General features: G+C 39.1%; 26 protein-coding genes, 1 rRNA gene and 1 pseudogene. 11 read left to right on the forward strand and 17 right to left on the reverse strand.

All coding sequences use genetic code 11. From position 1 onward, the window contains the following. The 5 genes from FTT88_RS00005 to ftsY form a co-directional block, all read right to left on the reverse strand. Positions 1-128: ribosomal RNA gene (locus tag FTT88_RS00005) — 16S ribosomal RNA — on the reverse strand; the annotation flags it as partial. A 510-nt stretch (positions 129-638) separates the two neighbouring features. Further along, positions 639-1,316: a DUF2057 domain-containing protein gene (locus tag FTT88_RS00010; RefSeq protein ID WP_180173655.1), complete on the reverse strand. Its 678-nt coding sequence runs from the start codon at positions 1,314-1,316 to the stop codon at positions 639-641. Between the two features lie 182 nt (positions 1,317-1,498). Further along, complete coding sequence (locus FTT88_RS00015; RefSeq protein WP_180035761.1) at positions 1,499-2,092, reverse strand: nitroreductase family protein; 594 nt, start codon at positions 2,090-2,092, stop codon at positions 1,499-1,501. A gap of 215 nt (positions 2,093-2,307) precedes the next feature. Next, on the reverse strand, positions 2,308-2,994 hold the full coding sequence (locus FTT88_RS00020) for a nitroreductase family protein (RefSeq protein WP_180133191.1): 687 nt from the start codon (positions 2,992-2,994) through the stop codon (positions 2,308-2,310). A 175-nt stretch (positions 2,995-3,169) separates the two neighbouring features. Further along, on the reverse strand, positions 3,170-4,276 hold the full coding sequence (gene ftsY / locus FTT88_RS00025) for a signal recognition particle-docking protein FtsY (RefSeq protein ID WP_168379661.1): 1,107 nt from the start codon (positions 4,274-4,276) through the stop codon (positions 3,170-3,172). 250 nt (positions 4,277-4,526) lie between these two features. Here ftsY and FTT88_RS00030 point away from each other — a divergent pair. Both FTT88_RS00030 and FTT88_RS00035 read left to right on the forward strand, forming a co-directional pair. Beyond that, a pseudogene (locus tag FTT88_RS00030) lies at positions 4,527-5,840 on the forward strand (M16 family metallopeptidase); the annotation flags it as partial. A gap of 126 nt (positions 5,841-5,966) precedes the next feature. Continuing rightward, on the forward strand, positions 5,967-7,535 hold the full coding sequence (locus tag FTT88_RS00035; RefSeq protein WP_180173552.1) for a pitrilysin family protein: 1,569 nt from the start codon (positions 5,967-5,969) through the stop codon (positions 7,533-7,535). Here FTT88_RS00035 and FTT88_RS00040 read toward each other — a convergent pair. After that, complete coding sequence (locus FTT88_RS00040; RefSeq protein WP_111884935.1) at positions 7,459-7,782, reverse strand: hypothetical protein; 324 nt, start codon at positions 7,780-7,782, stop codon at positions 7,459-7,461. The two genes, FTT88_RS00035 and FTT88_RS00040, sit on opposite strands and share 77 nt — an antisense overlap. A gap of 109 nt (positions 7,783-7,891) precedes the next feature. Further along, positions 7,892-8,251: a hypothetical protein gene (locus FTT88_RS00045; RefSeq protein WP_180056128.1), complete on the reverse strand. Its 360-nt coding sequence runs from the start codon at positions 8,249-8,251 to the stop codon at positions 7,892-7,894. Between the two features lie 221 nt (positions 8,252-8,472). On the opposite strand from FTT88_RS00045, the gene FTT88_RS00050 reads away from it, so the two are divergent. The 4 genes from FTT88_RS00050 (at position 8,473) to FTT88_RS00065 (ending at position 10,235) form a co-directional block, all read left to right on the forward strand. Further along, positions 8,473-8,706 carry a hypothetical protein gene (locus tag FTT88_RS00050; RefSeq protein ID WP_078188494.1) on the forward strand — a complete coding sequence of 78 codons (234 nt, stop codon included), beginning with the start codon at positions 8,473-8,475 and terminating at the stop codon, positions 8,704-8,706. A 139-nt stretch (positions 8,707-8,845) separates the two neighbouring features. Next, positions 8,846-9,223 (forward strand): DUF2750 domain-containing protein, encoded by a 378-nt coding sequence (locus FTT88_RS00055; protein ID WP_180173553.1) that lies wholly within the window; start codon positions 8,846-8,848, stop codon positions 9,221-9,223. 106 nt (positions 9,224-9,329) lie between these two features. Continuing rightward, complete coding sequence (locus tag FTT88_RS00060; RefSeq protein WP_180173554.1) at positions 9,330-9,761, forward strand: CBS domain-containing protein; 432 nt, start codon at positions 9,330-9,332, stop codon at positions 9,759-9,761. 123 nt (positions 9,762-9,884) lie between these two features. Continuing rightward, complete coding sequence (locus FTT88_RS00065) at positions 9,885-10,235, forward strand: hypothetical protein (RefSeq protein WP_180173555.1); 351 nt, start codon at positions 9,885-9,887, stop codon at positions 10,233-10,235. A 9-nt stretch (positions 10,236-10,244) separates the two neighbouring features. Here FTT88_RS00065 and trpB read toward each other — a convergent pair whose 3' ends face one another. The 10 genes from trpB to FTT88_RS00115 form a co-directional block, all read right to left on the reverse strand. Further along, a complete protein-coding gene (gene trpB, locus FTT88_RS00070) occupies positions 10,245-11,453 on the reverse strand; it encodes a tryptophan synthase subunit beta (RefSeq protein WP_180173556.1) in 1,209 nt (402 codons plus the stop codon). Positions 11,454-11,582: 129 nt separating this feature from the next. Next, positions 11,583-12,770, reverse strand: a complete 1,188-nt coding sequence (locus FTT88_RS00075) for a VWA domain-containing protein (RefSeq protein ID WP_180114562.1) — start codon at positions 12,768-12,770, stop codon at positions 11,583-11,585. Positions 12,771-12,974: 204 nt separating this feature from the next. Continuing rightward, complete coding sequence (locus FTT88_RS00080) at positions 12,975-13,427, reverse strand: hypothetical protein (protein ID WP_180114561.1); 453 nt, start codon at positions 13,425-13,427, stop codon at positions 12,975-12,977. Between the two features lie 79 nt (positions 13,428-13,506). Then, on the reverse strand, positions 13,507-14,358 hold the full coding sequence (locus FTT88_RS00085) for a MoxR family ATPase (RefSeq protein WP_180011248.1): 852 nt from the start codon (positions 14,356-14,358) through the stop codon (positions 13,507-13,509). Between the two features lie 21 nt (positions 14,359-14,379). Continuing rightward, the gene (locus FTT88_RS00090) at positions 14,380-14,763 is read right to left on the reverse strand and encodes a hypothetical protein (protein WP_078193907.1); all 384 of its coding nucleotides are present in this window, start codon (positions 14,761-14,763) and stop codon (positions 14,380-14,382) included. A 21-nt stretch (positions 14,764-14,784) separates the two neighbouring features. Next, positions 14,785-15,093, reverse strand: coding sequence for a YcgL domain-containing protein (locus FTT88_RS00095; protein ID WP_078188503.1), 309 nt, complete (start codon positions 15,091-15,093; stop codon positions 14,785-14,787). Positions 15,094-15,217: 124 nt separating this feature from the next. After that, a complete protein-coding gene (locus tag FTT88_RS00100) occupies positions 15,218-16,360 on the reverse strand; it encodes an HRDC domain-containing protein (RefSeq protein WP_180102469.1) in 1,143 nt (380 codons plus the stop codon). 201 nt (positions 16,361-16,561) lie between these two features. Continuing rightward, entirely contained in the window at positions 16,562-17,158 is a 597-nt protein-coding gene (gene recR / locus FTT88_RS00105) for a recombination mediator RecR (protein ID WP_078188505.1), read from the reverse strand. 12 nt (positions 17,159-17,170) lie between these two features. Next, positions 17,171-17,500, reverse strand: a complete 330-nt coding sequence (locus FTT88_RS00110) for a YbaB/EbfC family nucleoid-associated protein (protein WP_180173557.1) — start codon at positions 17,498-17,500, stop codon at positions 17,171-17,173. Positions 17,501-17,532: 32 nt separating this feature from the next. Further along, the gene (locus FTT88_RS00115; protein ID WP_180040989.1) at positions 17,533-18,720 is read right to left on the reverse strand and encodes an O-succinylhomoserine sulfhydrylase; all 1,188 of its coding nucleotides are present in this window, start codon (positions 18,718-18,720) and stop codon (positions 17,533-17,535) included. Between the two features lie 142 nt (positions 18,721-18,862). Between FTT88_RS00115 and FTT88_RS00120 the strand changes: the two genes are divergently transcribed. From FTT88_RS00120 to FTT88_RS00140, 5 genes are all read left to right on the forward strand, one after another. Next, positions 18,863-19,957, forward strand: coding sequence for an alpha/beta fold hydrolase (locus tag FTT88_RS00120; RefSeq protein WP_180011252.1), 1,095 nt, complete (start codon positions 18,863-18,865; stop codon positions 19,955-19,957). Positions 19,958-19,975: 18 nt separating this feature from the next. Further along, on the forward strand, positions 19,976-20,848 hold the full coding sequence (locus tag FTT88_RS00125; RefSeq protein WP_180040991.1) for an NAD(P)-dependent oxidoreductase: 873 nt from the start codon (positions 19,976-19,978) through the stop codon (positions 20,846-20,848). A gap of 88 nt (positions 20,849-20,936) precedes the next feature. Further along, complete coding sequence (locus tag FTT88_RS00130) at positions 20,937-21,206, forward strand: YARHG domain-containing protein (RefSeq protein WP_078188510.1); 270 nt, start codon at positions 20,937-20,939, stop codon at positions 21,204-21,206. A gap of 31 nt (positions 21,207-21,237) precedes the next feature. Continuing rightward, positions 21,238-21,651, forward strand: coding sequence for an HIT family protein (locus FTT88_RS00135; RefSeq protein WP_078188511.1), 414 nt, complete (start codon positions 21,238-21,240; stop codon positions 21,649-21,651). A gap of 310 nt (positions 21,652-21,961) precedes the next feature. Beyond that, entirely contained in the window at positions 21,962-23,041 is a 1,080-nt protein-coding gene (locus tag FTT88_RS00140; RefSeq protein ID WP_180173558.1) for a porin, read from the forward strand. Positions 23,042-23,410: the final 369 nt, after the last annotated feature.

Here is a 23,410-nt window from a genome sequence, read left to right on the forward strand (position 1 = left end):
AGATTCCTAAGCATTACTCACCCGTCCGCCGCTAGAAATCGGTAGCAAGCTACCTATTCCCGCTCGACTTGCATGTGTTAAGCCTGCCGCCAGCGTTCAATCTGAGCCATGATCAAACTCTTCAGTTTAAAATCAATAGTACATATAGTGTACCAATCTTGGCTCATCAATTACTGACAAAAATTTGCTCAAATAAACTTCGAGTAATTTCTACCATTAATCAATGAAAATAATTTCGATCGATCAATCAGTAAAAATCCACACAAGTTGTTCTTCATAATCTCTTAATGATCTTCTTAATGCTTCGTCAGCAAATAAGAGAACAACATCAAACAACTCAAAACCTTATGTTTATCACTGTCTGCGTTGGTATGCAGCGTATTCTATAGAGTTTCAAAACAAACACAAGCCCCTATCACAGAAATTTCTATGATATTGCGCCTGAGTGTATATTTTTTAAACTATAAGCAATTTATTGCTTATTTAAAGATCAATATATCCTTATATTTTGCTTTATGAAAGACGAATTTTATAATTCTTGGTGATTTTTATATTCTTCAATCTAAAAAGCCCGTAATTCAACGGACTTTTCGAATATCACGGATTTTAAGAAAACTAATGAAGTTACAAAAGTGACTTTAGTTTGCTTGCTCAGCCAACCAACTCATAAATTTTTGTCGTTCAGCTTTACTAGCCTTCTGCCAAAGCTGAATTAATTGTTGATCTGCCCCATTTTGATGAACAGCTATATTTTTTGGAGCGACCACAGGAGCTGCCACGTTTGTTGGTTTTACATTTAAGGATTGTGCATAAACAGGTGACGGTTGATTTTCTGGCACAGCTTCTTTCTTCGCAAAATCTACGGCATTACCCAAAACACCATTGGAGAAAATCGATTTTTGTTCTTTCTTCGCCCCAGCTTGCTGCACAAGTAATTGATTAGATCTGTCATACAAACCAAATATCGGTTGGTCTTTATATTTTTGCGCAGCATCAAAATCTTTTGGTGCATTGACTAGACCCAAACGATACTCTTGCCCATCAATCAGAGCTGGAGTACGAATGGCGGCAACACCTGACTTTAAAATATCGTGAGAATTATCAGCATGTTGAAAAAATTCACTATAACGTACCGTTAATAGGTTTTCACCTGCATCTAGCTTATACTTCTCCGTAGATCGAAATAAACCACCAGTAACTTCTTGATCATTAACTGCAACTATTTTAATTTCTTCCGGAACAGTCAAAGTTACAGCTGCAAATCCGGCACTACTTAACATCAGCGCTGCAGCAGCAACAGTTAATCTTAAAGTCATCATTATCACTCTTTATCAATTATTTAGTTTCGAATGCACTATGCAATGCATATGTGACAATCTTATGACATCTAACAATCACTGTATATTTTGTTTCAAGACATTATTTTGATATTCATTAAAGAATTTTGCATATAAAAAAAGGATGCTCAAAGCATCCTTTTTAATTCATCACACCATCATTACTTGAATGTTTTGAATCGTTCTTCATCTGCAATAAAGGTTTTTTCACCTGCAGGTGCTTCAATCGAACCGAAAACAAGTTGTGCACGTAGTTTCCATTGATCTGGCACATCAAATGCCGCAGCTGTTTCAGCATCAACAATTGGATTGTAATGTTGTAATGACGCACCGATATTTTTTTCAGCCAAAGCAGTCCAAGTAGCAAATTGAGCAATCGCCGTTGAGTGTTCAGACCATACTGGGAAATTATCTGCATAAAGTGCAAATTGTTCTTGGAGAGCTTTTACTACAGCCTGATCTTCATAAAATAATGCTGTACCAAAACCTGCTGCAAAACTATTAATCTTGCCATTAGTTCCTTCAAATGCATCTGCAGGTACAATTTTACGTAAAGTTTCACGTACGATATTCCAGAATTTTTGATGTGCATCACCAAACAGAATAACGACACGAGACGTTTGAGAGTTAAATGATGAAGGACTTAAACGTACAGCATCTTTAATGGTTTGCTCAATTTCATCTTGCGATAAAGTAACGTTATTACCAATAGAATAGATTGTGCGACGTTGTTCGATTTGATTCAAGAATGACATTACAAGACCTCTTTTTATTTTCAATTAGCTTACTAAGTTGAGATTTATAATAGGTGAAGTTTTTAACAGTTGTATGACTATATTTACAACATTGTGTCTTATTTCTAGAACAATCAGTTGCAAGCATCTAAATACCTACAACCCACTTACATTCAGATTTTGGTTTCACTGTCTTTAGTACGGCAGAAATCAAAGCAACATACAGAACATAGAAATTACTCATAAATTCTAAACTGATCTTGATCTTCTAGTTCTAAGCGTTCAGGCGCTTGGCCTTCAATTGAACCAAAGACCAACTGCGCACGTAGCAGCCATTGTTGTGAAATATCAAAGTGTTCGGCAACAGCATAATCAATGTGTGGATTATAGTGCTGTAAACATGCGCCTAGACCTGCATCTGCGATCGAAGTCCATACTGCGAATTGGGCCATGCCAGACGTTTGCTCCGACCACACTGGAAAATCTTCTGCACTTAATGGCACTTTCTTTTGTAATTGTTGAATCACAGCTTGATCTTCATAGAAAAGCACAGTTCCTAGGCCAGCTGCACATTGATCTATTTTGAGCGCCACGCCCTCAAAAATATAACTCGCAACATTCTTGCGTTGTACGTCTTTTACTATGTCCCAAAATTTTTGATGAGATTCACCAAATAAAACCACAATACGTGTACTTTGCGAATTATATGCAGATGGACAACTTCTTACAGACTCTTGAATCAGTTCAGCCAAATAAGCCTGACTATAATGTACCTTCTTTCCAAGCTCGTAAATACTGCGACGTTTCTTTAGTTGGTCGACAAATGACGCTTCTACTTCTTGGTCAGTATTTTTCTTTTTTAATTTAAAATCTTTAGTGATATCCGCAGTCAATACATGACCAATTTTATCGAGTAACGCCACCCTAAACACCCCAAAGCAATTTTTATATATAAACAACAATTCCTTACTTATTCTAAGGGTTTATTAGGCTGAATTTTGATTATGATTTATTCACATGTTGCTTTTTAAATCAATCAATAAACTCTAAAACAAAAAACTCCGCATTTTGCGGAGTTTATGTGACATTTAACGCATTTTATTTATCAGTTTCAAATAATGCTGCGACAAATGATTTTGCTGAGAATGGACGTAAGTCATCAATTTTCTCACCTACACCAATAAAACGAATTGGTACATGGGTACGGCTTGCAATATTAAATAACACACCACCTTTTGCTGTACCATCAAGCTTAGTAATAGTTAGACCTGTAAGCCCTACTGCCTCATCAAACATTTCAACTTGGTTAATGGCATTTTGACCTGTGCCTGCATCTACCACTAACATCACTTCATGCGGAGCTGTAGCATCAATTTTTTGCATTACACGTTTTACTTTAGACAACTCTTGCATGAGGTGTCCTTTGTTGTGTAAACGACCTGCAGTGTCTGCAATCAGCACATCTACGCCTTTTGCACGAGCACTTTCAAATGCATCAAAAATAACAGATGCAGAATCTGCACCATGACCTTGAGCTACAACGGCAATATTATTGCGTTCGCCCCAAATTTGTAATTGTTCTGTGGCTGCTGCACGGAATGTATCACCAGCAGCCAACATTACTTTTTTACCTTCACCTTGTAAGCGTTTCGCTAATTTACCAATCGTGGTGGTTTTACCCACACCATTTACACCAACAACCAAAATTACATACGGATTTTTATTGCTGTCGATATGTAGCGGTTTAACACGTGGTGCAAGTAATGCCACAAGTTCTTCTTGAAGCGCTTTATATAAAGAATGTGAATAGATTAAATCGCCACGTTCAGTACGTTCAGTTAAGTTCGCAATAATCGTTTTGGTTGCATCGACACCAATATCAGCAACCAAAAGTTGCTCTTCAACTTCCTCTAAAAGCTCATCGTCAATTTCCTTCCCACCGATCAGGATATTCACCATGCCGTCTGCCAAGTTCTTACGTGACTTTGCTAGACCTTCTTTCATTCGACTAAAGAAGCCGCCTTTCGCCTTCGAGTCTTCAGTTTCTGACTCTGTTTCTTGTAATGGTGCAGCAACGTCTTGCTGTACTTTCGGTGTCTCGATAATCGGCACATTTACCGCAGGTAAACTCGGTAGCGTGACATCGTCATCACCGATATCAGCATCAATCAAAAATTTATTCTGCCCATGAGATTGCTGTTGCATGCCGAATCCTTGAAAAGCACTGCGTTAAAAAAACCGATTCTATCATAAGTTATCTTAAATTGAGTCGCTACACGCCTGTCAGAGCGAAGCACACTAAAAAACAACATGTTGAACTTGCAATCAAAATTAACTTTAGGAAAACTAGATAGCTATAAAATGCATTTTAATGGATTCCTTTGTGTCCCATAAAAACAGATTTTCTCCTTATTTTTTTAAAACTTTATTTCGCTCTGCGCTTCCTATCTGTGTCATCAGCAGTTGCCTTTGGTCTGCAACTCATCTACATGCAGACACACGTACCCAATTAACACGTAGCACCTTTGAAACCACACTTAAAAATGGCTTAAAGGTCATTATCCGTGAAGACCACCGTGCGCCGATGGTAATGACCCATATTTGGTATCGTGTTGGCAGTAGTGATGAGTCGGGCAATCTATTAGGGATCTCCCACGCGCTCGAACATATGATGTTTAAAGGAACCACCAAAGTTCCTAATGATGAATTTACACGTCTCAGCCGTATCTATGGCGGCAGCATCAACGCTGCAACCTTTACCAATTACACCAATTATTATCAGTTGTATCCAAAAGCCTATTTTCCTATGGCGCTGGAGCTCGAAGCGGATCGTATGAGTAATTTACGATTACAACAACAAGATTTCGACCCTGAAATTAAAGTGGTTATGGAAGAACGCCGACAGCGTACAGATGATAACCCTCGTTCTTTGGCTTATGAACGTTTCAAATGGATTTCTTATCCAACCAGTCATTATCGCCAACCCGTCATTGGGCATATGAAAAATCTGCAAAACATCAAATTGGCAGATTTAAAGCAATGGTATAAAGATTGGTATACACCGAACAACGCCATTTTGGTGATTGTCGGTGATGTCGATGCCGAAGCAGCCATTCGTCAAGTTCAAAAATACTTTGGTGATATTCCATCACGCAAAACACCTGATCGTAACGATGTGATGGAATTCGAACGTGTGGGCTATCGTCATATGGAACTAAATTTACCCGTACAAGTGCCTAATTTGTATATGGCGTGGAATGTACGCTCACTGGCTACTGCAAAAAACCCACAAGATGCATATGCTCTCAATATTATTCGCAACATTTTAGATAGTGGTATTTCATCGCGCCTACAAGACAAACTGGTACGCGATAGAAAATTACTCACCGCTGTAAGTGTTTCTTATGATCCATACAATCGTGGAGACAGCTTGTTTACCATTTCAGCACTCCCTGCCGATGGAATCAAAATGGAACAAGCTCAAAAGGCGATACAAGATGAAATCGACACTTTAAAAACAGAATTAGTCAAAACACCTGAAGTTGAACGTATCACCACACGTTTTGTCTCCAATTTAGTCTATAACCAAGATGACATCAGCAGCCAAGCCAAGACTATCGGTAACTTAGAAGTCAATGGGCTCAGTTTCAGGCTAATGGACGAATTACCAAAATTATATGAAAACGTCAGCGCACAGGATATTCAACGTGTCGCCAATGCGTATTTTGTCCGAGAAAATTTAAGCACCATGTATTTACTTCCGGAACAAACGGAGACCCCTACAGCTGCAAATAAAGCAGATCAAACTACAAAACCTGCAAAAACAGAAGTTGTTATTCCAGAGCAACAGACCAGCTCAACCCACAACACAGAAAGCGTCTTGTAAGGATTAGTGATGACTATTACGAAAATTTTATCCCTAAGCTTACTCACTGCGTTTGGCTCAATCCTCCATGCAGAAACTTATACGGAAAATGTTCCTGACCTCAACGATAATCCGAGCCAATTACAATCTATCCCCATGCTGCAAAGTTTAAAGAATTTACAGATTGATAAAGACTACCGTGCTCCACTCGTTCAAGTGCTGAAAAACCGAAATGGTGTGAATAGCCTGTTTGTTGAATCACAAGATCTACCCATGGTGGATATTCAACTGACCTTTAATGCAGGTTCTGCTCGTGATGAAGAAGTCGGAAAAGGCTTGTATGGTGTTGCCAACATGGCTGCACGTTTAATCGATGAAGGCACAGAAAAATACAATGCAACGCAAATTGCCTCGGTTTTTGACCAAACAGGTGCTCAATTTAGCGTACAAGCACATCGAGATATGTTTGTCGTTCGGCTGCGCGTATTATCAGACCCTAAAAAATTAGAACCTGCTTTAAGTATGATGATGGACGTGATTAAAAATGCGACTTTTAAAACCTCCAGTCTAAACTTAGCTCTCAGTAATAACCAAGCTGGTCAGAAGCAACTCCAAGAAAGCCCTAGTCGCTTAATGAATATTCGATTCTATCGGGCTGTATACGGCACACACCCTTATGCAGAACCGATTACGGGAACCAATGGCAGTATCAAAAAAATCACCCCAGACATTTTAAAAAAGTTTCGTGATCAATTTTTAGTTGCTCAAAACTTGAATATTGCCATTACAGGCAAACTCAGCAAAAAAGAAGCTCAGAACCTAGCAGAACGTATTTCTGGAAACTTAAAGCAAGGCGAAAAAGCCAAGGCACTTGCACAACCAGAAGAAAAACAAGGGTTTGATATTATCCATCTTCCCTACAATTCCACCCAAGCCAACGTCATATTTGGACATTTAGGGACGACCCGTGATAACAAAGATCGATTAGCCTTAGAAGTAGCCAATCGAATGTTTGGCGGTGGTGGTTTTAACTCGGTCCTCATGCAAGAGCTTCGTGTCAAACGTGGCTATACTTATGGTGCCTATAGTGCATTTAGCTTTAGCCAAGCGCCCGGTATCTTTAGTTTTAGCTATGGAACACGTCAAGATCAGCTGATAGATAGTATTCGTGTTGCGCATAAAGCCTTTAATGATTTTGTCAAAATGCCTATTGATCAAAAACAAATGGAAGAAACCAAAGCCGGTATGCTGCGTGCTTTTCCGAATAATTACAGCAGTAATGCAACAATCAATGCACAGCTTGGTCTATTGGGCTTTTATCAACAAGACCCAGATTATTTGACCCAGTACCCTAAATTATTGGAAAAAATAACTGTAGCTGATGTACAAAATGCGGTTCGTACCTACATGCACCCTGAAAATATGACGGTGATTGTGGTCAGTAAAACCTTAGATAAAAATGAAGTACAGCAGATATTGGAGGAGAATGTACAAGCAGCTCCAACCAAGATAATCCCTGCGACTAAGGCTGTTCCTCTGCCAAGGCCGGAAGTTGATGTGCCCGCACAGACTCCATCTGATAAGCATGCATCAATTTAAGATAAGCACCCACACGGATGCGATCTTGCTGTCTCAGCAGCATCGCCATTTCCTGTGTTTCAGGATAACTTTGCTGCAAAGCAAGTCGTGACACGTTTTGGTATTGCTGTACAGAAATAGGACGATATAAGGCAATCACAGCCAATACCAAAATCACCACGATCATGACTGAAACAAAGATATTATAAATTTGCTCTAGCTGTATTTTAGATTTGAATTGAATAATTTTTTCTAAATCAATAGTCATACACTACCTCAGGTTCAAAGTAGTGTATGGCTGACGTTCAAGAAGTTCAAGTCACAGCGCTTAAAACTGCATCAGTCCACTGTTTCAGTCTGTGAGTTAGCTAAACAATTTACTGAATAATGGTACGTATCACCGCAAAATAAAGAATCAATGCAATAATCGCCAAAACGATAAATACTGCAAAAATACTCATTCCACCCTCTGCATGCGCAGGATGTAAATCATCATCATCGGCGATTTTGAGTAATTCGCCATTATATGCATTGTAAAATTCTAAACGCTGTGCCTTATCTAAATCCCGTGTGAAATCATATACACGTTTGCGCTGTGCCAAACCAAAATCCCCTAAATGAATTTCTTGATGAAAAATTGCTTCATCAAGATTGCGACGATGTAGATGTGCCAACTCCACAATTTGCGCTAATGTCGGAGGATAATCTAAAGTTAAACCGTCTAAAACTCTTGTCATTTACTTCTCCTTATTATCTACAACTTCTTATGATAGTATTTTACTCACGAAAACAATTGTCCATTGTTTAATCATGTAAACTATAGCAAATTAGAAATATTTACGTGAATAGTTGACAATTCAAGATAATTGTAATATTAGTTTAATAATACTTAGTTAAATTAGTTAATAGGGCTAAAGAATGGGCCCTTAATGATCATAATTAGAATAAGGAGTTAAATATGATTCAACAATTCTCTCAACATGAACTCGAACATGTATACGCAAATGCGGTAAACACAATTCAATCTCAAATGAACTTCAGCGATGCAGTTCATGAATTGGAAGATGCAGCTCGTGCTGGACATGGTAAAGCAGCGTTATTTTTGGCTGAACTTTATTATCAAGGCTTCCGCGTAGAACGTGACTCACTCAAAGCGCAATATTGGCAGAACATGGCCACCTTGCAAGCATAACAAAACGTCACTAAGGTGGCGTTTTTTACACCCTTCAACTTTTAACTACATAAATTCTTACAATCAAGTTCAAAGCTTACACAGCTTTTTCATAAGAATTTCCTACAATAGGAGCAACATCAACAACACGCTGCATATGATGTCTAAATTAAAGCAATATAAACCTATTTCAAAAGATTTATTTTTCAAAATTAGTATTTTAAAAACCATGATGTACTGTGGAGTCCTTTGGGGTCTCTACCACCAACAAGGTTGGGCAATGACCAGCGATCAAGATCATATTATCTTCCCGTTTTGGCTAAATGGCATTCAAGCGCATAAATATGCCAAAAAGCATTGGCCCAACTACACTCCACGACGCATTACACCACAAGATTTTGAGGCATCGCTATTACCAACATTGACACGCCTTAAAGTCATCCCTGCGTTGCATAGCTCTAGCCACATCCGTCTCAAGCTCACAACATCGCAAATGCGTTTATTCTTTTTTAATAATGACAAAATACAAATCGCATAAAACCCTCAGTGCATGTTTGACCTAAGCATGCACTGAAAAGTATTTGCTTTTTTCAATTTTCGCGCTAATTTAAATTAAACAAAAACTACTATAAAGGAATGAAAATATGACTACAGTTGCCCAAGTACTTAAAGACAAAGCTTATCAAGAAATCTACACCATCACCCCAGATGCGACTGTACTCGAAGCCATTTCCCTGATGGCACAAAAAGGCATTGGTGCCCTCGTTGTGACCAATGAAGGCACAGTTGTTGGGATTTTGTCTGAGCGTGATTACACACGTAAAATCGCACTCATGGAAAGAACCTCTTTCGATACTTCCGTCAGTGAAATTATGACGGGTAGTGTCATCACCGTGACAAGTGCAGCGACTGTCGAAGAATGTTTAGAACTTATGACAGATCGCCATTTACGTCATTTACCTGTCGTTGAGGAACAGAAATTAACTGGCTTAATCTCCATCGGCGACCTTGTAAAAGCAGCAATGGATGATCAACGCAAACTGATCGAACAACTTCAACAATATATTTCTGGCTAAACTCGAAAATCCCCCTTTAACAAGCTTTAAGGGGGAATTCTAAATTTCAATAATTTTATATAATCCATAATATGTAATGACATACACATTACAACTTAATTACTTTTCTCAATTTCCCTTCTTATGTTGAAACGCGCGTTAGATAAATTAGACCAACTGGATGCCATCATTTTAGAATTAGAACGCTTAATGGTTTCGATGAAAGACGATGAGGTGGTGCAAAACTACCGACGTACGATTAATTTGGAGATTGCTTCTGCTATCGCTGAAATTTTAGATACAAAGGCAATTATTTATGCACTACAACCTGAGTTAATTCCAATTACATCAAGCTTTGACCACACTTTTTATAAAAATTACGTCAAAAAAAATATCCCAGTTAAAAACTGGGATACTTCGAATATAGATCGGGCTATACAACTGCAAAAGATTTTTGCACCATCAACAGATGATGAGCAACATAGTCTTTTTTAATGGTAGTAATTAATTTAAACCTAATTTTTCAGCCACATAGTCTGAGTCTTTATCGCCACGGCCTGAAACGTTAACGACAATCTTCACATCTTTGGCAAGTTTTGGTGCCTCACGAATTGCCCACGCAACCGCATGTGAACTTTCTAGTGCAGGAACAATACCTTCCACACGTGAAAGCGTCATGAATGCATCTAAACATTCTTGGTCTGTCGCTGTTGTATATTCAACACGGCCTAGGTCTTTTAACAAGCTATGTTGTGGCCCCACTCCTGGATAATCCAAACCTGATGCAATTGAATGCACTGGTAATGGTTCACCCTGTTCATCTTCAAGGACATAACATGCCATGCCATGAATTTGACTTGGCTTACCCAATGTCAACGTCGCAGAGTGCATATTGGTATCTAAGCCATGACCAGCCGGCTCTACACCCACAAGTTTTACATCTGTATCATTGAGGAATGCTGTAAATGCACCAACGGCATTTGAACCACCACCCACACATGCAACCACATAGTCAGGATTTGCATCAAAACGCTCGTTGGTCTGAACTTTAATTTCATCACCAATAATGGACTGGAAGTCACGAACCATTTTCGGGAATGGATGTGGGCCAACCACTGAGCCAATCGCATAAATAAAATTGGTTGGATCTTTTAAATATTCTTCAAAAGCGCTATCTACTGCATCTTTAAGCGTAGCTGTACCACGAGTGACAGAGATTAGGTTGGCACCTAAAATCTTCATTTTCACCACGTTTGGATGTTCTTTTTCAATATCCACTTGCCCCATGTGAATTTCACATGGAATGCCCACCAAGGCACAAGCCGTTGCCAATGCTACACCATGCTGACCTGCGCCAGTTTCTGCAATCACTTTGGTTTTACCCATGTATTTTGCTAACAAAGCTTCGCCAAGGCAGTGGTTAATTTTATGTGCGCCAGTATGGTTAAGGTCTTCACGCTTGAGGTAGATCTGTGCCCCACCTAATTTGTCAGACAAGCGCTTCGCATAAAACAATGGGCTTGGACGTCCAACATAATGTGCAAACAACTCTTTCAATTCATTTTGAAATTCTTCTGTATGACGAATTTGCTCATAAGCAACATTAATGTCATCCATTGCCTGTTTTAAATCTGGTGGAATGAACTGCCCACCGTATTCACCGAAGAAACCTTCTTCATTAGGTAATGCGATACCATTAATTTGATGATCCATCATATTTCCTTCATGTTGTATGCAAAACAAAGACTTTTAAATACTATCCAATTTTAAAAATAAGAAACAATGCAAAATTGGAGTAAGTAATATAAACATCATTGATAAGAAAAGTATCGTTTTAAAGCTTTAGCGCGCTAAATATTTCGTCATATCTTCCACACCTTTTAGGGTCATCGGGAACATATGATCTTCAAAGATGTGTTTTATCGCAGCTATGGTTTGGGTGTAATGCCAATAACTTTCTTCTTCGGGGTTTAACCATGCTGTTTTATCAAAGTGATTGCGTAAGCGCTGTAACCACACCTGACCCGCTTCATCATTCATATACTCCACAGAACCACCTGCCGAGTTCAACTCATACGGCGCCATACTTGCATCACCGACAACGATGACACGGTAATCTCGACCATAGGTGTTGAATAGATCCCATGTATTCATACGCGTGCTGGAACGGCGAATATTGTCTTTCCATACATAGTCATATAAACAGTTATGAAAATAGAAATACTCTAAGGTTTTAAATTCAGTTTTAGCCGCGGTAAAGAGCTTCTCACATTGGGCAATATGTGAGTCCATAGAACCCCCAACATCAAACAGCATCAATACTTTAATGCGGTTACGTCGTTCAGGAACCAACTGCACATCCAAAATACCTTGTTTGGCCGTTTCACGAATGGTTCCGTCGATATCTAGCTCTTCTGCTGCACCTTGACGGGCAAATTTACGCAAACGACGCAATGCCATCTGCATCTGACGACTACCGAGAATCTGCTCATCATCTAGGTTTCGGTATTGACGTTGTTCCCAGACTTTCACCGCAGATCGTTTACGACCAGGCCCACCGATACGTACGCCTTCAGGATGGTCGCCATAGGCACCAAACGGCGATGTACCACCCGTACCGATCATCCGATTACCACCCTGATGCTTTTTATGCTGCTCGCGCAAACGCTCTTCGAGCATTTTCATCAGTTCTTCTAATGATCCGGCTTTTTTTAATTCTTCTCGTTGTTCAGGTGTTAGATGTTTTTCGATGAGTTCAAGGTCAAACCAATCCTTTGGCAGTTTATGCACCTGATTTAATAGCTCATCCAAATCAAAGGTGGCAATACCGTCAAAATAGTCTTTCATTGCACGGTCGAATTTATCAAAGTAACGTTCATCTTTGACCATGACGGTTTTTGCAAGCTGATAAAATTCATTTTGATCTGCAAAGACTAGCCCTGCTGCCACTGCTTGGTTCAAGTCAATCAATTCACGAGTTGAAACAGGAACACCGTATTTTCGAAGGGTATAAAACAATCGCACAAACATAGGCGAATAAAATCCAATAAAAATTAAATATCAGGAGGTCAAATCCAGTGTGAATGCATGTGATCTTGTTATTTCATCTGCAACTGAGTCTTGCCTTTACATCCACCATTATGAAAAATTGATCCCTACAAGTAAAGCCAAAAGCTTTTACTGCGTGTTCATATACGTTGCCCTATCTTCCCAAAGAAAGGTAAATGACATGATTTATTCACAAGTCGCATTTCTATTTTTAAGCGATTGTTTAAGAGTTTCATATTTGTGCTGAACTTTGAGGCGATCTTGCTGCAACTTTTCAATAGATACGATTTTATGAAAACCTTGATTGTTTTTATAGCGGTTAAAGTCACTTAGATTCAAGATCACAAAATCATAGTATTTCAGCTCGAGTACAGTTGCAGCACAGGTCTTTTGTTGAATGGCTGTGTGAGTTTCGGGATGATCTGATTGATCGATGAGTTTTTCTTTAAGTTGATGTTCTGCAACTCGCGCCCAATACGCATCCTGGAGTAGCTGTTGATGCTGCTGTTCAAACTGAGCATCATCCATCGCATAGCTATACCCAGATAAATACAAGCTCGCAGCCAACAAGAGTACGGTCGGCTTTAATCTCTTAGTTACAGCTATGTGTACTTGAGATAAGTATGCGCTTGTCTGCATAATTCACCTTTATATTTTTTAGTGCTCAAAATAAAAGCCGGATAACCGGCTTTTAAATCTTTTAAAGAATTAATATCAATTAACGACGTGACATAAATGCTAGACGCTCAAGCAATTGCACATCTTGTTCGTTCTTAATCAAGGCACCATAAAGCGGTGGAATTGATTTTGATTTATCTGTGTTGCGTAAAATATCTTCTGGCATATCATCCGCCATCAGCAAACTCAACCAATCAATCAACTCAGAGGTTGAAGGCGGTTTCTTTAAACCCGGAATTTGACGTAATTTAAAGAAGATTTGTAGTGCTTCAGAGACCAAGGTATTTGAAATATTTTCAAAATGTACATCGATGATTTCACGCATGGTTGCTTCGTCAGGGAATTCAATATAATGAAAGAAACAGCGACGCAAGAAGGCATCTGGAAGTTCTTTTTCATTATTTGAAGTAATGATCACGATTGGACGTTGTGTTGCCGTAATCGTTTCACCCGTCTCATACACAAAGAAGGACATTTTATCGAGTTCGTGTAGCAAATCATTAGGGAATTCGATATCTGCTTTATCAATCTCGTCAATTAGAAGTACACAACGTTCTTCACTGGTGAATGCTTCCCAAAGTTTACCCGGCTTAATATAGTTTTTGATGTCATAAACACGGTCATCGCCCAACTGACTATCACGCAGACGGGATACGGCGTCATACTCGTACAAACCTTGTTGAGCCTTGGTCGTCGATTTGATATGCCAAGTAATGAGCTTAAGGCCTAAACTTTCAGCCACTTGTTCGGCTAAAAGTGTTTTACCTGTCCCCGGCTCACCTTTAACCAAAAGTGGCTTTTGCAATGAACGTGCAGCTTTTACTGCAAGTTTTAAGCTATCGGTCGCAATATATTGATCTGTACCAGTAAATTGTTGAGTTTCAACAGACATGACATAACCTTATTTTTTTATTTAAAGCGGTGAAATTTTCTTGTTTACAACGTGCTGTGGTTTCGCTGCATTGTATTTGGTCCAAAAATAACCGAGGACTAAACCAATACCCACCACAAAGAGAATCAACGATAGATTCAACCAAACCAATGGCTGATCTTTTGTTAATACACCAAAAATCAAACCAAAAATCGCAGGTGCGATTGCTGCATTTGAACCTTCAGAAACAGTTGGTGTTAATAAAATAGCAAATACGATAAGCCAACCAATGGCACCGATCGTTTTGGGTAAGCGCTTCATCAGCCCATACCAACACAACAAAGCAATTACAGCCCCACCTAGGTAAACCGTAATTGCAATACTGCTTTCAGGAATTGAGTCCAATACCGATACTACACCATTCATTTTCACAACTCCTGAATTAACTTAAGCGCCGCGCAAGCCTTCTGGCTCAACTGCATTTGGGTCAATTAAACCTTCTGGAGGCATTTGAATAAAGAACCCTTTTGTTTCAATTGAATCTAATACATGCAATACGTTCACACGTGCAAGTTTGCGTGATTCACTGAGTTCTAGATCCATGACAAATGTGGCACGACCAAATGCTGTACGTAAAGCATCAGGCATTACTGCAAGCGGATCTGTCGCTTCAGTTTCGTTTTCATTAACTTCAGGACGAGCAATATAAAGATACATTTCATCTTTTTTGCTCGATTTGTAGATAGAACAGTACATAATTGAATCAATACTCATTAAACGCAAGGCAAAGGATACATCAAAAAAAAGACTGATACATTAGTGTTTATTAACGCATCAGTCGTGAAATTGTATAAGTGATAGTTCTTTAATCAATCAGAACTTATTCCATCACTTTCATTTGACCAGAAAGATAGCTTTCATCGGCATGCAGCACTTCAATTAAAGGCTTCGTCAGTAATTCATAGCGCCAACCCAATAGGTAGCTCGGTAAATCCTGTTCATCATTATGAAAAACCACATGCTGATACAAAGCATTTAACCATTTTTTGCGCATTAAAACTTCTTTAGGCACAGAGGTTTCTTGTACTGCACGCTGAATGACTGTATCGACGCGCGAACCAATATCCTGAGACGAATGACGAATTGGACGTGCCATACGCAGCGGCCATTCAGCTTGTTCAGGTAAAAACTTCAACAAATCTAAAATAATTTTACCATGCTCACGCACAATGTTCGGACGAATGTCTTTCACCGCACTCAATTGAAAATTATTTTTTGGATTTTTTTCAACCATATCAATGATGGTTGAGTTTTTAAGAATAAAGCTACGTGGCTGATTTAAGGCTTTCACCATTTGCTCACGCCAAACGGCCAATTGCTGAATTTGCATGAGCTGTCGACGTGAATGTCGATAATTACCAATATCGTGATACAGCATATGGATCGGCGTTTCAGTGCCAATTTCATAAGTTAAATTTTTGCAGTCCTCAAGCACACAATTTAATAAACTTTTCGCAGCCAATTCATTCTGAATCGTATGGCTTAAATTCATTAAATAATGTACATCATTCGCTGCATAGTTCAATTGCTCGGCACTGAGTGGACGGGCCAACCAATCTGAACGTGTCTGATCTTTATCTATATCTACATCGAGCATAGTTTTTAAGGCATTTTGATAGCTGACTTGTAAGCCATGCCCTAAAAATGACATCCCAACTTGTGTATCAAATACATTTTCTAAAGACTTATGCTGTGCATAGTGATAAATCAGGTCGATATCTTCACTACAAGCATGAAAAATGTTTTGCTGAGCCGCAAATAATTTTTGCCAGAATTGGGTTAAATCGAGGGTTGTACCATCAAGTAAATACACCTGATTTTGTACATTAATTTGGAAAAGTCCAAGTTTGGGCCACAGGGTATCTACTTTTATAAACTCGGTGTCGAGTCCGTAAATCGAGCTTTGGTCCATAAGATTTAAAACAGAATTTAAATCTGGCTGATTTTGAATGAATTGATACATAAGTTGCTGAGTCTAATTTTAGATGCTCTATGAGCTTATATTAACTGATATATATTATTTATCTATAAGGAAAAACGTTATTTTAGTGACTTATTTCCTTTAATTGGCTTTTTTATTCATTGTAAACAAAAACTTTAATCGTTATTAAGTATAAATAATTAGGTGAAAATTATACAAAGCGAAACGAGTTTCGCTCTATAGTTACTTCATTCGCATTCGGTTATGCACGGCCTGACTTAAGGTATGACTATCCACATATTCAAGCTCACCACCCTGTGGTACTCCCTGTGCAATACGGGTCATTTGTATTGGTAAATGTTTAGTCGCTTCAACCAAATAATGTGCTGTCGCTTGACCTTCAACTGTTGCATTGGTCGCCAAGATCACTTCCTGCACTTTACCATCACTTAGTCGTTGAATTAAATATGGGATACCAATTTCGTCGGGGCCAATACCGTCGAGTGGCGACAAATGCCCACCCAATACATGATATTTCCCTCTAAAACTGCCACTTTGCTCGATTGCCATGACATCTGCAGGAGATTCAACCACACAAAGCAGTTGATCATCACGCTCTGAAGAGACGCAAATGTTGCATACTTCATCTTCAGTCAATGAATGGCAAATGGAACATTCATGAATATAGTTGGTTGCTTCAGTCAAGGCATGTGCCAGACCAACAGCACCCTCCCTATTTTTCATGATTAAGTGCAGTGCCATACGTTGAGCCGACTTAGGCCCAACGCTTGGCAAAATACGCAATGCCTGTACAAGTTGATCAAAACGATCACTAAACATTCAACGTATTCCTTAGAATAAACCTGAAAGGCCTGGTGGAAGCCCCATACCAGAGTTTGCAGATTTCATTTTTTCTTCTGAAATCACTTCAGCTTGACGTGAAGCATCATTCATTGCCGCTGCAATTAAGTCTTCAATCATATCTGCATCATCTTGAAGTAGTTCAGGATTGATTTCGATACGTTTCACTACATGACGTGCAGTCATAGTAACTTTAACCAGACCACCACCTGCTTCAGCGTGAACTTCAACTTGTGCAAGCTCTTCCTTGGCTTTTTTAATGTTGCTCTCAACTTCTTTTTGCATGCGTTGAGCTTGCTGCATGAGCATATTAATGTTCATAAAAATCTCCGAACAAAACTGATGAATTCACTTTAGATAAGATCTAAACCGCGTGAAAGATCGCGAATAATATCATTAATATCTTCTAAACCAACAGATACGCGAATTAAACCTTCGCTAATCCCTGCTGCTTTTTTCGCTTCTGCTGACATTCTGCCATGAGAAGTCGTTGCTGGATGGGTAATTGTTGATTTTACATCACCCAAGTTACTTGTAATAGAAAGGAACTTGGTATTATCAATCACGGTCCAAGCGCCTTCACGTTCGCCTTTGGCAACAAACGACACAACACCGCCAAAGCCTTTTTGTTGCTTTTTCGCCAACTCATGACCTTCATGATTTGGAAGTCCCGCATAGTACACTTTTTCAACTTTCGGGTGCGCATCTAACCATTCAGCTAAAGTCTGAGCACTTGCACAATGTGCTTTCATACGTAAGCTTAAAGTTTCTAGACCTTTCAGGAAGATCCATGCATTGAATGGACTCATCGAGTTACCCAGTGTACGAATAACACCTGTAATCTCTTCCATCAATTTTGCACTACCAACAACTGCACCACCTAGCGCACGACCTTGACCATCAATATATTTAGTTGATGAATAGATCACGAGGTCCGCACCAAATTTAATCGGTTGCTGTAACACTGGTGTACAGAAAGTATTATCGACTGCAAATAATGCGCCATGCGCATGTGCAATATCGGCAATGGCTTGTAAATCACCTACTTGAGCTAATGGGTTTGACGGTGTTTCAATAAACAATAGGCGTGTAGTTGGACGAATCGCTTGTTTCCAAGCATCTAAATCTTCCAAATCAACAAAAGTAACGTCAACGCCAAATTTTATGACATATTTTTCAAACAGAGAAATGATCGAACCAAAGACAGCACGTGAACACACCACATGATCGCCAGCTTTCAAATATGCCAAAGTGATCGCGTGTACGCCCGCCATACCTGAACTTGTCGCAACAGCGGCTTCAGCACCATCCAAAACAGCTAAACGTTTTTCGAACGCTTGTACAGTTGGATTGGTATAACGTGAATAGGTATTGCCTTCAATTTGACCTGAAAATTTTGCTGCGGCATCTGCTGCACTTTCACAAACAAATGATGAAGTCAGGAAAATTGGCTCACTATGTTCACCCTCAAAAGTACGAGTATGACCTGTACGAATCGCTAAAGTCTCTAATTGGTATTCGATGTCGTCTTGTTGGCTCATCTGTATTACTCAGTCGCGAAGAACTGCCTTTGTGAAGAATTGCCAATATTTTGAGCGTCTAAGCTATTTAAGGTCAAGGTAAAATACGAAATTATCGCTTAGACTTCGACCAATCCTACAAGGACTTAGGCAATTGACAGTTATGCATCCTTTCAAACAGAAATTTCTGGCGCAGCAAAAGAAAATTAAACACCTGTCTACACGTGTGTTTAATGCAAAATCGCTGGTCCTTTCTCAATCAACACCCTATGAAGTAATTACTGAATATAAACATGCAAAAGTTCGGTATTACGCTTCGCCTGATCGTAAATACAAAGAACCCTTAGTGTTTGTTGCACCACTGGCCATCAATATGGCAATTTATGATTTGTATCCATATCGCTCATTGGTGAAACATTTTCAACACAGTGGCTTTGATGTCTATTTGTTGGAATGGGGAAAGTTGAACTATCAAGATCGATTCTTAAATTTTCTATCGTTTATTGATGATGTGATTCCACATTGTATTGATCAAATTTGTGAGCATGCAGATAGTCAATACATCTCGCTACACGGTTGGAGCATGGCTGGAGTCTTTGTCACGCTGTATACCGCATTACATCAACCTGAACATGTTAAAAATCTCATGGTGATGGGCGCACCGATTGATAGCTATGCTTCAGGTCGTATCGGAAAGTTATTTCAAAAAACCAATCGCTTGCTTTCACGTAGTAAGAATTTACAAGAAAAGGTCTACACAGGGAAAATTCCTAAACATTTTATCCATACACCGGGCGTACTCAATGCAATTGGTTTTAAAATCGTTGATCCAATGGGTTGGTTCAAAAGCCAAAAACAATTTCTATCTAACTTAGACAATCTACATGACCTGTATGAGCATGCAACCATGGGCGATTTTCTCAATCACATGATTGACTATCCGGGTGGCATTAACCAAGACATGGTATTCAATGTTTGGCTACAAAATCCACTTAAAAATGGCATTATTCAATTGAAAGATAAAGTTATTCAATTAAAAAATATCCACTGCTCTTTGTTGATTGGCGCGGGTTCTACCGATCAAATCGTTACTGCCGATGCAGCAAGTCCTTTAGGCGAATTGACAAGTAGTCAAGATGTCACGTTTACTCTCATTCCCGGTGGTCACCTCGGCCTGATGTCGAGTCAAAAAAGTGCCAATCAATTTTGGCCAACTTTGACCCAGTGGCTTACACAAAGATCCAGTTTATTGAAATAAAAAATTTAGAGGGTAAAGATGATTCAATCAGTTGCATTTATCGGATTGGGCGCAATGGGTTACCGTATGGCAGCGCACCTACCAAAACAGTTCGACACGGTTTATGTCTGGAATCGAAACTTTACCAAGGCAGAGCAACATGCTGCTGAATTTGGTACGCAAGCGGTTGTATTAGAGCAAGCAGTGCAAGCGGACATTATTTTTTCATGCCTACCCATCAGCCAAGATGTTGAAAATTTAATTGCGAGTGTGACGCTGAAATCAGGCTCGATTTGGGTCGACTGTACCAGCGGTGTGCCAGAATCTGCAAAAAAACTCGCTTCAGCCTTAAAGCAACAAAACGTTTCGTTCTTAGACGCCCCTGTGAGTGGACAAACCATTGGCGCTGAAACTGGAACATTAACCGTCATGATTGGTGGTGACGCAGCAGCCTTTGAACGTGCATTACCTGCGATCCAAACATTTGGCAAACTGATTAAACATGTGGGTGAACCGGGTGCGGGTTTTGCCGTTAAAGCTGTAAACAACATGTTAATGGCTGTAAATCTTTGTGCAGTTGCTGAAGGATTCACCACCTTAAAAGCGCATGGCGTGGACTTACATGAGGCACTTGATTGTATTAATGCGTCGAGCGGTAAAAGTAATGTGACTGAAACTGTTTTACCTCAGCGCGTACTGAATCGCAGCTTCCCATTAACCTTTGCACTTCCATTACTTGCAAAAGATACGGGAATTGCTGTTGATCTTGTGCGACAAGCAAAACTTTCAGCACCTGTGCTCTCTTTGACGCAAAACTTAATCCAAGCAGCAAGTGATCAAGCTGAAGAAAACAGTGATTTTTCAAGCGCTATGATTATGTATGAAAAATGGAGTAAAATTACAATTGAGTAATAACTCGCCATTGAATAACGATAAATAACCATCATATTGTACTCTAGTGTCATAACACACATTGTTACAAATGACAGAGGAAACTCGCATGAACAAATTTACCCTCGCAACTTTGCTAGGTGCTGTAACTTTAATCGGGGCTTCTACTGCTGTTTTAGCATCTGAGCAAGAATGCCAAAAGTTGAAAAATGACCATGACGTGATTTATGCATCGAAAGGTTTCTGCTTTAAAGATCCTGACGCTAAAGCGAAGTTTGGCAATGACAATTGCTACACAACTAAGCCTAAATTTTCAGAAAAAGAGCAACAACGACTTGACGCGATCAAAGATCGTCAGAAAGAATTGAACTGTAAATAATTACGATTCAATTCGCTCAAGGAATTTAGCAATGACTTATGATGATCAAAATATTTTTGCTCGGATTTTACGCGGAGAACTTCCTGCGTTTAAAGTCTATGAAGATGATCAAGTACTCGCTTTTATGGATGTCATGCCACAGGCCGAAGGTCATACGCTCGTAATTCCTAAAACCCCTGCTATTACGCTGCTTGATTTAGATCCAGAAGCGGCTGCTTATACCATTCAGGTAGCTCAAAAAGTTGCAAAAGCAATGGAAAAAGCCTTAGACGTGAAAGGTATCGTATTGATGCAGTTGTCTGGCGCTGCTGCGGGTCAAACTGTTCCGCATGTGCATTTCCACCTAATTCCGACTTCAGTGCATGAATTAGGTAAACATGCCGCACAAATGGGCGACATGGAAAAAATCAAAGCCATTGGCGAAAAAATCAAAGCAGCACTTTAAGTTCAATTGAGTTTAAAGTGATGATCAATGGAGCTTCGGCTCCATTTTTTATGTCTCGAATATTATCCCAAGAACTTTTAGCTGCAAAATTTACTGTTCAATACAACCCTAAGCATTTAATAAATATTCATTTTTATAAGTATAAAAGCAATTTAAACCAGAAATCACCTTTCACCGTTTTGAAATATTTCCTTAATAGAACTGTCTTATTTGTAATGAATACTTAGCGCCATTAGATAGCGAAATTACTTCTAGCCAAGCTACTGATAAAACATATTGATATGACTGGAAAAGTCTTCTGGAGCTTCAAATGAAAAAAACTCTATGTGCATTAGCAATCGGGGCAACAATTCTTACACCAATGATGGCGTCTGCTGCAGATGTAAAAATTTATGGCCGTGCACATGTCTCTCTTGACTATCTAGATGATGGTAAAGATTACAACGAAGTTGGTCTTTCTTCTAACGCTTCACGCTTAGGCTTCAAAGTAGATCAAAAAATTAATGATGACCTCAACGTATTCGCTCAAATTGAGCAAGAAGTAAACTTTGCAAGCGGTAGCCAAGACAGTAAAGGTGTAGATTTTTCAACACGTGACACATTCGTGGGTTTAAAAAGTTCAACTTATGGTCAAGCACGTGTAGGTCGTTTTGACAGCCCATTTAAAGTCGCACGTAGCCCTGTGAACTTCTTCGGTGACATGGTTGGTGACGTTCGTAACGTAACACGTGTAGGCAACTTAAAATTTGATGAACGTAATGAAAACACCATTGAATATAAATCGCCAAAATTTGGCGGTGGTTTCAATGTATTAGCTGCAATGTCGATGCATTCAGGTACACAAATTGACCGTGAAACAGATGGTGAAGGCAAAGATGACAACAAAGCCTATGACCTTGCTCTAACCTATAAAGAAGGTCCAATTGATTTTGCAGCAGCTTACGAAAAGTATGATGAAAATGCAGCAAACGCAGCAGGTGGCGCAAGTCGAGATGCATTGCGTATTGCCGGTGCATATAAATTAACTGAAGAATTTAACTTGGGTGCCTTATACCAAATTGCCAAACACGACAACGATACATCCAACCCAGATACTCAAGTTTTCGGTGTAGCTGGCGAATATAAAGTAACGCCTAAAACCTCAGTACGCGGTGAATACTTCTACCGTGACGTAGATGCTGATGATGCCAATGCAAGCTTGATCGGTGTGGGTGTAGAACATAAGTTGGATAGCACATTACGCGTATACGGCAACTTAGCAACTGTGCTTAACGACAAAAACTCTAAACTCAACCCTTGGAAAGAAGGTCGTAGCTTCGGTAACGGTATTTCAGGGATCGGTGATGAAAATGCAACTGCACTTTCTCTTGGTCTACGTTACGATTTCTAAGCTGCAATATCTCCCCCAAAAGACATACTCCGGTATGTCTTTTTTTACTCAAAAGAAATGTTTCAGGACTAAAATAAGCTAAGTTCATCATGTATCAAATATTTAAAAAGTATTTAAAAAACTTAGTCCAGCCTCTTTAACATCAACCATATAGAGATCGTTTAACAGCACTACATCAATAGCCCATTTTTTTTAGCAAAACTTAAACATAACAAATAAAAATCTTATTCATTCAATAAAGATTCTCATTATTAACAATATAACTTTTAGTAAATATAGTAAATTAGTCAGAATTTAAATTAGATACATAAGCAATTTAGTCGGATTTAAAATAATTAAACACAAGTGTTTTAGTCAAGTATTTAAAAT

Source organism: Acinetobacter sp. YH01024, from assembly GCF_013420195.1.
Classification (GTDB): Bacteria; Pseudomonadota; Gammaproteobacteria; order Pseudomonadales; family Moraxellaceae; genus Acinetobacter; species Acinetobacter amyesii.

Bases quoted from the DNA above. Each gene is read 5' to 3' on its own strand.
- FTT88_RS00010 (WP_180173655.1), bottom strand. From the start codon at position 1,316: ATGACTTTAAGATTAACTGTTGCTGCTGCAGCGCTGATGTTAAGTAGT.
- FTT88_RS00015 (WP_180035761.1), bottom strand. From the start codon at position 2,092: ATGTCATTCTTGAATCAAATCGAACAACGTCGCACAATCTATTCTATT.
- ftsY (WP_168379661.1), bottom strand. From the start codon at position 4,276: ATGCAACAGCAATCTCATGGGCAGAATAAATTTTTGATTGATGCTGAT.
- FTT88_RS00035 (WP_180173552.1), top strand. From the start codon at position 5,967: ATGACTATTACGAAAATTTTATCCCTAAGCTTACTCACTGCGTTTGGC.
- FTT88_RS00040 (WP_111884935.1), bottom strand. From the start codon at position 7,782: ATGACTATTGATTTAGAAAAAATTATTCAATTCAAATCTAAAATACAG.
- FTT88_RS00045 (WP_180056128.1), bottom strand. From the start codon at position 8,251: ATGACAAGAGTTTTAGACGGTTTAACTTTAGATTATCCTCCGACATTA.
- FTT88_RS00050 (WP_078188494.1), top strand. From the start codon at position 8,473: ATGATTCAACAATTCTCTCAACATGAACTCGAACATGTATACGCAAAT.
- FTT88_RS00055 (WP_180173553.1), top strand. From the start codon at position 8,846: ATGTCTAAATTAAAGCAATATAAACCTATTTCAAAAGATTTATTTTTC.
- FTT88_RS00060 (WP_180173554.1), top strand. From the start codon at position 9,330: ATGACTACAGTTGCCCAAGTACTTAAAGACAAAGCTTATCAAGAAATC.
- FTT88_RS00065 (WP_180173555.1), top strand. From the start codon at position 9,885: ATGTTGAAACGCGCGTTAGATAAATTAGACCAACTGGATGCCATCATT.
- trpB (WP_180173556.1), bottom strand. From the start codon at position 11,453: ATGGATCATCAAATTAATGGTATCGCATTACCTAATGAAGAAGGTTTC.
- FTT88_RS00075 (WP_180114562.1), bottom strand. From the start codon at position 12,770: ATGTTTGTGCGATTGTTTTATACCCTTCGAAAATACGGTGTTCCTGTT.
- FTT88_RS00080 (WP_180114561.1), bottom strand. From the start codon at position 13,427: ATGCAGACAAGCGCATACTTATCTCAAGTACACATAGCTGTAACTAAG.
- FTT88_RS00085 (WP_180011248.1), bottom strand. From the start codon at position 14,358: ATGTCTGTTGAAACTCAACAATTTACTGGTACAGATCAATATATTGCG.
- FTT88_RS00090 (WP_078193907.1), bottom strand. From the start codon at position 14,763: ATGAATGGTGTAGTATCGGTATTGGACTCAATTCCTGAAAGCAGTATT.
- FTT88_RS00095 (WP_078188503.1), bottom strand. From the start codon at position 15,093: ATGTACTGTTCTATCTACAAATCGAGCAAAAAAGATGAAATGTATCTT.
- FTT88_RS00100 (WP_180102469.1), bottom strand. From the start codon at position 16,360: ATGTATCAATTCATTCAAAATCAGCCAGATTTAAATTCTGTTTTAAAT.
- recR (WP_078188505.1), bottom strand. From the start codon at position 17,158: ATGTTTAGTGATCGTTTTGATCAACTTGTACAGGCATTGCGTATTTTG.
- FTT88_RS00110 (WP_180173557.1), bottom strand. From the start codon at position 17,500: ATGAACATTAATATGCTCATGCAGCAAGCTCAACGCATGCAAAAAGAA.
- FTT88_RS00115 (WP_180040989.1), bottom strand. From the start codon at position 18,720: ATGAGCCAACAAGACGACATCGAATACCAATTAGAGACTTTAGCGATT.
- FTT88_RS00120 (WP_180011252.1), top strand. From the start codon at position 18,863: ATGCATCCTTTCAAACAGAAATTTCTGGCGCAGCAAAAGAAAATTAAA.
- FTT88_RS00125 (WP_180040991.1), top strand. From the start codon at position 19,976: ATGATTCAATCAGTTGCATTTATCGGATTGGGCGCAATGGGTTACCGT.
- FTT88_RS00130 (WP_078188510.1), top strand. From the start codon at position 20,937: ATGAACAAATTTACCCTCGCAACTTTGCTAGGTGCTGTAACTTTAATC.
- FTT88_RS00135 (WP_078188511.1), top strand. From the start codon at position 21,238: ATGACTTATGATGATCAAAATATTTTTGCTCGGATTTTACGCGGAGAA.
- FTT88_RS00140 (WP_180173558.1), top strand. From the start codon at position 21,962: ATGAAAAAAACTCTATGTGCATTAGCAATCGGGGCAACAATTCTTACA.